The sequence below is a fragment of the Nocardia sp. NPDC060220 genome (genome assembly GCF_042727815.1).
Classification (GTDB): Bacteria; Actinomycetota; Actinomycetes; order Mycobacteriales; family Mycobacteriaceae; genus Nocardia.
In genome coordinates this window covers 1-8,608 of record NZ_JBHWZY010000238.1, presented here as the reverse complement: position 1 = coordinate 8,608, position 8,608 = coordinate 1, and the positions used below count along the sequence as shown (strand labels likewise).

Below are 8,608 nucleotides of genomic sequence, written 5' to 3'. Positions count from 1 at the left end.
CCCCTTGCCCCGCCGAGGGGGTTCAGTAGGCCCGGGAGAAGATCACCCGTTTGCCGTAGGAGGCCGGTGCGTCACAACGAACGCACTGGCCGCTTTCCGCGTCTCCGGCCAGCGGCACACACCGCGGCGTCGCCGCCGTGAGGGCCTTGATGTCGATCTCACACTGCGGTTTACCGCAGTGCAGGGCCAACGCCCAGCCCGTCGCGACGGCCGCCTCGAACGCCGCCCAATCGTCGACAGCGCTGGTGTTTTCGGCACGGAACGCGGTCGCGCGAGCGAGTAGATACGCCTGGAAATCGTCGAGGATCCCGGGCATGAGGTCGGGCAGGGTCGCCAAGTCGACCGACTGCTTGCCCTCCTCCCCCAAGCGCCGAACCATCACCGCTGTCCCGGCAGCGAGATCGCGCGGGCCGAGCTCGACGCGCACAGGGACACCGCGCATCTCCCACTCGTTGAACTTCCAGCCCGGTGTCTGGTCCCGATCATCGACGTAAACGCGGACCCCAGCGAACCGAAGCTTGCCCGCCAGTTCATCGGCGGCCGCGCCGACAGCGGCCGCGGTATCACCGCGCATGATCGGCACGATGACGACCTGGTGCGGCGCCAGGCGCGGCGGCAGCACCAGGCCGCGGTCATCGCCGTGGGTCATCACGATGCCGCCGAGCATCCGGGTGCTCATTCCCCAGGATGTCGTGTGACAGAATGCGTCTCGCCCATCAGAGGCGGCGTACCGGATTCCGAATGCCTGCGCGAAGTTGGTGCCCATGTAGTGCGAGGTCCCGGCCTGCAACGCCTTGCCGTCCCGCATCATCGACTCGATCGTGATCGTCTCGACAGCTCCCGCGAAGCGTTCACCGGGGGTCTTCTCACCCGGCACGACCGGCATCGCCGCCAGCTCCCGGGCAACGGTCTCGTAGATCCCGAGCGCCAACTCCATCTCGACACGAGCCTCCGCCTCGTCGGCGTGCGCGGTATGGCCTTCCTGCCACAGGAATTCCGTCGTGCGCAGAAACATTCGCGGGCGCATCTCCCACCGAACAACATTGGCCCACTGGTTGAGCAACAACGGCAGATCGCGATGGGAGCTGATCCACTTCGCCATCATCTCGCCGATGATCGTCTCGCTAGTAGGTCGCACGACAAGTGGTTCTTCGAGCTCCTTACCGCCCGCGTGCGTGACCACCGCAAGTTCAGGCGAGAACCCCTCGACGTGGTCGGCTTCGCGTTCGAGGTACGACTGGGGAATCAGGAGCGGAAAGTAGGCGTTCTCGTGACCGGTCTGTTTGATACGCCGATCGAGCTCGGCCTGTAGCAGTTCCCAGATCCTGTACCCGTACGGTCGAATGACCATGGTGCCTTTGGCCGGTCCGCGATCGACGAGGGCAGCCTTCACGACGACCTCGTTGTACCAGTTGGAGAAATCTTCGCTCTGGGCGGTAACTCCGCGCTCATCCCGTGCCATACCGACAAGGCTATCGACCCCCACCAGCGAATTTGCTGGTCCGGACACCTGCGGATCTCCGGATTCCGCGAAAAGCGATTGCGGCCGCGCGAGGATAAAAGGGCTCGCAGCGAGGTTCTGCGGGGCCGCGCAGTGGCATTCGGAACGTGGACTTCCACCGACCTGCTCTACGTGAACGACGTCCGCGACGTTCCTGCACCGACTCCGCGCGGCCCCCGCCGACATCCTCCAGCGCGCGGGCGTCGGCGAGGAGCGTCGGCCAATGCCTGAAGCGCCGGTCGAGTGCGAGGATGAAGAGTTCGATGCCGAACCTGCAAACACTTCATCAACGAAACCACCAACAACCCGTCGATCCAGGCCGAGTTCGCGGACCTGACAGTGCAAAGACTGTAGCCAGATGTTCCTGCGCTGCAGATCCGCGATCACCTTTGTCCGCCAGCTGGTTTCATGAAGGACCACCGATACAACTTGGCGCGCAACAGGGATGGGGAAACGGTATGCCGGAGAGCAAATCAGGGAGCGAGTCGATCGACTACCTCGAGGATCCGATCGGCGCCGCCCGGCAAGGCACCAACCCGACCGTGATCGGCCGACTGCGCAGTGGGTGGGCTGTCATCGGCAGCACACAGCACCTGCCCGGGTACTGCGTGCTCATCCACGACGGAAACGCTGACCAACTCACCGAACTGCCGCGGGCGGACCGCGTCACATTCATGCACGACATGGTGCTGCTCGGTGAAGCGGTCGAACGCGCATGCCGTGCCGCGGACCCGGAATTTCTGCGCATCAACTACGAGGTCCTCGGCAACTTGTGGCCATACCTGCACGGCCACGTCCTCCCCCGCTACCAGTGGGAACCCGACCACCTCCGAGTAGGCCAGGTCGCCCTCTACGGATCTGACCGAGACGCTCCCGAACACCGGCTCGGTGCCCGGCATGACCCGTTGCGGGCCGCCATTTCGGCTGCACTGCAGGAAGTAGCCATCGAGGGCTGAAACCGTAAGCGTCGCTTGCCAACTGTCCAGACGGCGCGCGCGTCGATGCCCTCGGAAGAACGAATCCGCCCCTGGGCGGCACGCCGGAGCGGATCGGCCCGTTCATCGGAAGGGCTGCCGCCGCGGTCGAGGCGATCGGCGAACAAGCCCAACCGTTCGACGAAGCTTTGCTCGAAGACCTCGTTCTCGAACATCAGCTGCTCGACCGTGCCCGCTACGTCAAAGCACTCGCGACCACCGTTCAGAACGCCGGAGCGGCCACCGACAACGGCCGCGATTCCTGCTTCCGGCGCATCGTGAACACCGAGTGCGCCCGCGGCGATAGCACAGCCGCAGCGGTAGTCGCTGCCGATGAGCACACGCTTGCAATACAGGTCGGGCTGCTGACACACACTTCTACCGTCGCGAGCAATGCGCTCGGCCACCTGGCGCACAGGTGCGCGGCTGCCGCCCGCGAATTCGCGGCGCAGCACCCCGAACTGACCGAGGCGCTGCGCTCACGAGGCACGGTGATCTCGCAAGGCCAGTGGCCTTCACCCCGCTCCAACCTTCAGTTAAGCTGAAGGTTATGGAGCCTCTGCCACTGTGTCGCCTCAGTATCGTGCCGGGCGCCTTCCGTCTCGTACGAGGAGAAGGGTGCTGCGCGTGAGCTTCCGTCATTACCTACGCCGACCCCCAGCTATCAGCGCCGCCGAGGCGGTGCGCCTGGTCACGGAGGGTGCGATCGTCGTGGACGTCCGTCGTGACTTCGAGTGGAATCGAGTACACATCCCAGGTGCTGTGCACATGCCGCTCGAGGTGCTCCAAGCGCGCTGCATGGAACTGCCCGAGGACCGTCTGCTCATTACCTTCTGCACCGGCGGCCTTCGCTCCGCGGGCGCGGCGAACCTCCTGGTCGAGAACGGCTTCGAAGCGGTCAATATGAGCCGTGGCCTGATCGATTGGCGCGCCGCCGGTGGGCCGCTCACCCCGTGAGAAGGGCGCCCCGACCAGGCCGAAGCCCGAGCTCGGGCGTTCAGAGGTGGCGGTTCAGGACCACGTCCCGGTTTCTGTAGCACTCACAACCCTGCGACGCTTCAATGGAAGGTAACGTTCGGTCGCCGGATTCGGTGATCAAGGCTCCTGGGCACTCGAGGACCCAGCGCCCTCGTCGCCGACGTCGGCCCCGCGCCCCGGAATACTGAGTCTCGTCGATGGGACCCGGTACGACGCCGCCCCATAACCGCTCGGGCAAACACCTGGAGCGGCGTCAAGACCTCCGTGCTCCGACCATACGGAGGGCGAGTTCGACATATCCCGCAGCGATGACATCCGCGTCGGAGTAGGACTTGGAAGGAAACCATCGGCTGACATCGACCCCGAGTGAGGTGATTGCCAACGTGGCAACCCCGACATCGACGGGAGCGAACTCGCCTGCCGCAGAACCATTTTCGATGATCTCGGAGAATATGCGAGACGTCGACCGGCGGATTTCAGCGATGACGGTGAAGTGCTCGGGCGACAGCGAGCGTAGTTCGTATTGTGCAACGCGCGCGCCGGTGTGGTTGTCGGCGTGCCACATGACATAGGCGTTCACCGTCGATATCAGGCGCTCAGTTGCCGAAGCCCCGGCGTGGTCGGCGTCGGTGACCGTATCCAGGACAGAACTGTGCCCTTCCAGGCTGATGGCGTAGAGAAGCGCTTCCTTGGTCTTGTAGTGCGGGTACACCGCTCCCGGACTCATGCCGATACTGGCGGCGATCTCGCGGGTACCGGCCGCACCGTATCCCTTGGCAGCGAAGACCTCGATGGCCGCGGCGCGTATCCGCGCGGCTGCCTTGGAAGTACCTAGTTCATCGCGAACCGCTGATCGTGATACGTCCACAGGACTCCGCCTCTCGGTCCTTGGGGTTGACATGTCGCCCTCCTCCACGCAGGATATGCGATCGTATAGAAACTATGCAATCGCATAGCTAATCGTTTGCTTCATCGCACAGCACCGCGACTAGGTGACCTCACCCTGTCCCGTCCGGCACACACTGAGGAAATGTCATGTCCACACCCATGTCCCGCCGCGATCTGGAGTTCCTGCTCTACGAGTGGCTCGAGGTCGACTCACTGACCAGTCGCGAACGCTTTTCAGACCACTCACGCGAGACGTTCGACGCGGTACTGGATTTGAGCGCGAACATCGCCCAGAAATGTTTCGCGCCGGTCAACAAGAAGGGCGACACGAACCCGCCGTACATCGGTGCAGCGGGCCAGGTGGTACTGCCGAGCGAGATCAGCGACGGCCTCGAGCAGTTCCGCAGCGCAGGCCTCATTGCGGGGTCGTTCGACGAAGCTTTGGGTGGCATGCAATTGCCGACTGTCGTCAACCGCGCGGCGATGACCTGGTTCCAAGCCACCAACGCGGCGATGTCGTCCTACTATTTCCTCACTGCCGCCAATGCGAGTCTGCTGGCGGAGTACGGCACCGCCGAGCAGATCGATACCTGGGTCCGGCCGATGCTCGACGGTCGTTTCACCGGCACGATGTGTCTGTCCGAGCCGCAGGCCGGGTCGTCACTGGCCGACATCACCACCAAGGCCGTCGCGATGCCGGACGGCACCTATCGGATCACCGGCACCAAGATGTGGATCTCGGGCGGTGACCACGAGCTGACCGACAACATCGTTCACCTGGTCTTGGCCAAAGTCCCCGGTGGCGGCACTGGGGTGAAGGGCATTTCGCTGTTCATCGTGCCCAAGTATCTCTCCGATGGGACGCGCAACGACGTCGCGCTGGTCGGCCTCAACCACAAGATGGGCAACCGCGCCACCACGAACGCACTGCTCAACTTCGGAGACGGAACCTTCGACCCCACTCCGGAATCCGGCGCGGTCGGCTACCTCGTCGGCACCGAGCACCGTGGGTTGTCCTACATGTTCCACATGATGAACGAAGCCCGCATCGGTGTGGGACTGCTGGCCACAGCGCTGGGGTACGCCGGCTACCTCGACTCCTTGGAGTACGCCCGCACTCGCGTCCAGGGTCGAGCGATCGATGACGCTGCCTCGGCCGCGGACAGCAAGCCCGTGGCCATCATCGAACACGCCGACGTCAAACGGATGCTCTTGGCCCAGAAGTCCTACGTCGAAGGCGCACTGGCGCTCGGGCTCTACTGCAGCAAACTCGTCGACGAAGCCGCCACAACGACCGGGCCCGATCGCGATCGAGCGAACCTTCTCCTCGATGTCCTCACTCCCATCGCGAAAAGCTGGCCGTCACAGTGGTGCCTGGAAGCGAACAGTCTCGCAATCCAGGTCCACGGCGGCTATGGCTACACCACAGAGTTCGATGTCGAGCAGCACTACCGCGACAACCGGCTGAATCCCATTCACGAAGGGACGCACGGTATCCAGGGCCTGGATCTGCTGGGCCGCAAGGTCACGATGCACGACGGTGCGGGCCTGGCCCTGCTCTCCGACACCATCAGCGACACCATCGACCGCGCCTCCACCGCGCCGGCGCTGTCCACCTACGCCGATGATCTGGGCAAGGCGCTGAACCAACTGGTCGCGGTCACCGCACAGATCTGGTCGGTCGACGACCGCGCCGCCTCGCTGGCCAACGCGAGCATCTACCTCGAAGCCGCCGGGCACATCGTGATCGCCTGGATCTGGCTCGACCAACTGCTCGCTGTCGGCAACCGGGACGGGGCCTTCTACGACGGCAAACGCGTCGCGGCGCAGTACTTCTTCCGGTATGAACTGCCCAAGGTCGCCGCGCAGCTGACACTGCTGGCGCAGCTCGACCGAACCACCCTCGATACCGACCCGACCTGGCTGTGAGCCTCGTTCACCGCACCACCTCGACAATGTCCCAGGAGAACTCGATGTCCCTACTCGAAATGTTCGACATGACCGGCAAGGTCGTCATCGTCACGGGCGCATCGTCCGGACTCGGAGTGTCGTTCGCTCAGGGGTTCGCCGAGGCGGGCGCCGACCTCGTTCTCGCGGCCCGCCGTGCCGACAAGCTCACCGAGACAGCGGAATCCGTGCGCGCGGCCGGTCGACGAGCTGTCGTCGTTCCCGCCGACGTCCCGGTACCCGAACAGTGCCAGGCAGTCGTCGATGCGGCCATCTCGGAGTTCGGGCGCGTCGATGTCCTGATCAACAACGCCGGCGTCGCCTCCGCCCACCCGGCGACCCGGGAGACCCCCGACCAGTTCCGCGCGGTCATCGACGTCAACCTCCACGGCTCCTACTGGATGGCGCAAGCTTGCGGCCGCGTCATGCCGGCCGGCGGCTCGATCATCAACATCTCGAGCATTCTCGGACTCACCACCGCGGGCTTGCCACAGGCCGCCTACAGCGCCAGCAAGGCCGCCATCATCGGACTGACCCGCGATCTGGCCCAGCAATGGGGATCCCGCAAGGGAATTCGCGTCAACGCGCTGGCCCCCGGGTTCTTCCGTAGCGAGATGACCGACACCTACGACGACGGCTACGCCGCGTCCCTGATGCCCCGGGTCGTTCTCGGACGGTACGGCCACGGCGAGGAAATCGCGGCAACCGCGGTATGGCTCGCCTCTGCCGCCGGCGGCTACGTCACGGGGCAGACCATCGCTGTCGACGGCGGCGTCACCATCACCTGAGCTCGCCGACCGCACCGACCATCGCACTCTCTCCCCGAGCCAGATCGCTGCGCGGTGGCAGGCAACAACCCATCCTCTCCACTCCCTGCCATCGGCAGGTCGACCCGGCAGGATCGGCTTCGGCAGATCCGTCACGAACGCCGCAGTTCGTGACGGTCTTTGCCGCGACCCCAAGACTTTTGGGGCGACCTCACGTCCATGCGCTGCGGTATCTTCCATGCGATCGCCGCACCTGGTCGGCGCGCAGAGGAAGCACACACCACATGTTCAACAAGTCCATTGCGGCCGCCACGCTCTCGGTGAGCGCCGCTGCCGTCCTCGCGGCACCGCCCGCCGCCGCCGACCCGGCCAACTGGGGCGCCGTTTCCCTCAGCGTGTGGGGCAACGTCTACGCGTTTTCGGTCAACCACCCGACGGAGGCCGACGCCATTCAAGCCGCCGACCGAGCGTGCAAGGGTCAAGGCATCATCGACTGCCGGATGGTGGTGACGTTCGCGAACGGCTGCGGTGCAGTCGTGACGAGTCCGCTCGCGATCGTCGCAGGGTTCCCGATCGTGGGCTTCGGTAAAGGGGCGACCCCAGGGGAGGCATACGCAGACGCCACCCGCAACCTCCCCACCGGTACCGGAAGCGCCGGCTCGTTCAATCGCGACCACGCCTGCACCCGGCCTTGATCTAGGTCCCGCACGGTCCTCGACAAAATGTCGGGCTGACACCCCTCCTCAGCTCATTGGTCGAGTACTCGGCTTATAGCGAAAGGTCGTCAGCTCAATCCTGACATGGGCTCAATGAGAAAGGCTCTGGCCCTGGTCAGAGCCTCTTTCACGCGCTGGCCACCGCCTTGAATCCGGCGTTTGGCCGCACTTTGGACGCACTCTGTTCCCGCCGTTCGGCCACGGCGTCCAGATCGTCATCGAACAGATCGGCGTAGATGACCCGCCCAAGACACCACCACAGACTTCCCCATCTGGTGGACGGACGAGCGGCCCCAAATACGCCTTGTTCCGGCCGATGCCCGTTACCGCCGCGAGGACTTCGACACCTGGTGCCTTACCAATACCCCACCGGGGATCCACGGATTGTCGAACACTTTCGGTTCGATCCGTCAGGCGCTGCGGCAGATTGAAACCCTTCGTCATCCCGCCCGGCATCGAGGCTGCCCAATAGCGCTCACGCCTGTTCACACCGCGCCGGACTTCGTCCGTCGACGCCGCAGATCTGCTTCCACGCGCGCGACATGCGGTACAACCCTGGTCCGGTCAGGCGAGGCCTGTGGGGACCTACAAAGTCGTGGGCATCACCAAGCGGGCGAGCCGGGCCGCGACCGCCCAGTGGAAGCCCCGGCGGCGTGCAGGGTGGACGATCCAGGCCGACGCGAAACATGTTCTCCCATCAATTCCCACCGCCGCCGTCAGGGCCGCCGAGGACGTGGCGGCCGCGGACCAACGCCACCCGCCGTGGCAGTCCGACGGCTCAACCGGCCGTCGGCGCCACGGCCGTCGGCGGCACCGACGGTGGCTGTCAGGGGACTT

8 protein-coding genes and 1 pseudogene are annotated in these 8,608 nt (G+C 64.9%); 7 read left to right on the top strand and 2 right to left on the bottom strand.

Annotated elements, in window-relative coordinates:
• Positions 1-22: 22 nt before the first annotated feature.
• Positions 23-1,462: a proline--tRNA ligase gene (gene proS / locus ACFWF3_RS14815; protein WP_379314090.1), complete on the bottom strand. Its 1,440-nt coding sequence runs from the start codon at positions 1,460-1,462 to the stop codon at positions 23-25.
• 497 nt (positions 1,463-1,959) lie between these two features.
• On the opposite strand from proS, the gene ACFWF3_RS14810 reads away from it, so the two are divergent.
• From ACFWF3_RS14810 to ACFWF3_RS14800, 3 genes and pseudogenes are all read left to right on the top strand, one after another.
• A complete protein-coding gene (locus tag ACFWF3_RS14810) occupies positions 1,960-2,457 on the top strand; it encodes a diadenosine tetraphosphate hydrolase (RefSeq protein WP_379314089.1) in 498 nt (165 codons plus the stop codon).
• A 38-nt stretch (positions 2,458-2,495) separates the two neighbouring features.
• A pseudogene (locus tag ACFWF3_RS14805) lies at positions 2,496-2,693 on the top strand (ferritin-like domain-containing protein); the annotation flags it as partial.
• A gap of 409 nt (positions 2,694-3,102) precedes the next feature.
• Positions 3,103-3,432: a rhodanese-like domain-containing protein gene (locus ACFWF3_RS14800; RefSeq protein ID WP_378987393.1), complete on the top strand. Its 330-nt coding sequence runs from the start codon at positions 3,103-3,105 to the stop codon at positions 3,430-3,432.
• 274 nt (positions 3,433-3,706) lie between these two features.
• Here ACFWF3_RS14800 and ACFWF3_RS14795 read toward each other — a convergent pair whose 3' ends face one another.
• Positions 3,707-4,321 (bottom strand): TetR family transcriptional regulator, encoded by a 615-nt coding sequence (locus ACFWF3_RS14795; protein WP_379314088.1) that lies wholly within the window; start codon positions 4,319-4,321, stop codon positions 3,707-3,709.
• A 167-nt stretch (positions 4,322-4,488) separates the two neighbouring features.
• Between ACFWF3_RS14795 and ACFWF3_RS14790 the strand changes: the two genes are divergently transcribed.
• From ACFWF3_RS14790 to ACFWF3_RS14775, 4 genes are all read left to right on the top strand, one after another.
• A complete protein-coding gene (locus ACFWF3_RS14790) occupies positions 4,489-6,270 on the top strand; it encodes an acyl-CoA dehydrogenase (RefSeq protein WP_379314087.1) in 1,782 nt (593 codons plus the stop codon).
• Between the two features lie 44 nt (positions 6,271-6,314).
• Positions 6,315-7,076 carry an SDR family NAD(P)-dependent oxidoreductase gene (locus ACFWF3_RS14785; RefSeq protein ID WP_379314086.1) on the top strand — a complete coding sequence of 254 codons (762 nt, stop codon included), beginning with the start codon at positions 6,315-6,317 and terminating at the stop codon, positions 7,074-7,076.
• 263 nt (positions 7,077-7,339) lie between these two features.
• On the top strand, positions 7,340-7,750 hold the full coding sequence (locus tag ACFWF3_RS14780; RefSeq protein ID WP_379314085.1) for a DUF4189 domain-containing protein: 411 nt from the start codon (positions 7,340-7,342) through the stop codon (positions 7,748-7,750).
• 598 nt (positions 7,751-8,348) lie between these two features.
• A partial coding sequence (locus ACFWF3_RS14775; protein ID WP_379314084.1) for a hypothetical protein occupies positions 8,349-8,608 on the top strand: 260 nt, incomplete at its 3' end.

Coding starts and splice junctions, on each gene's coding strand:
- proS (WP_379314090.1), bottom strand. CDS start 1,462: ATGGCACGGGATGAGCGCGGAGTTACCGCCCAGAGCGAAGATTTCTCC.
- ACFWF3_RS14810 (WP_379314089.1), top strand. CDS start 1,960: ATGCCGGAGAGCAAATCAGGGAGCGAGTCGATCGACTACCTCGAGGAT.
- ACFWF3_RS14785 (WP_379314086.1), top strand. CDS start 6,315: ATGTCCCTACTCGAAATGTTCGACATGACCGGCAAGGTCGTCATCGTC.
- ACFWF3_RS14780 (WP_379314085.1), top strand. CDS start 7,340: ATGTTCAACAAGTCCATTGCGGCCGCCACGCTCTCGGTGAGCGCCGCT.
- ACFWF3_RS14790 (WP_379314087.1), top strand. CDS start 4,489: ATGTCCACACCCATGTCCCGCCGCGATCTGGAGTTCCTGCTCTACGAG.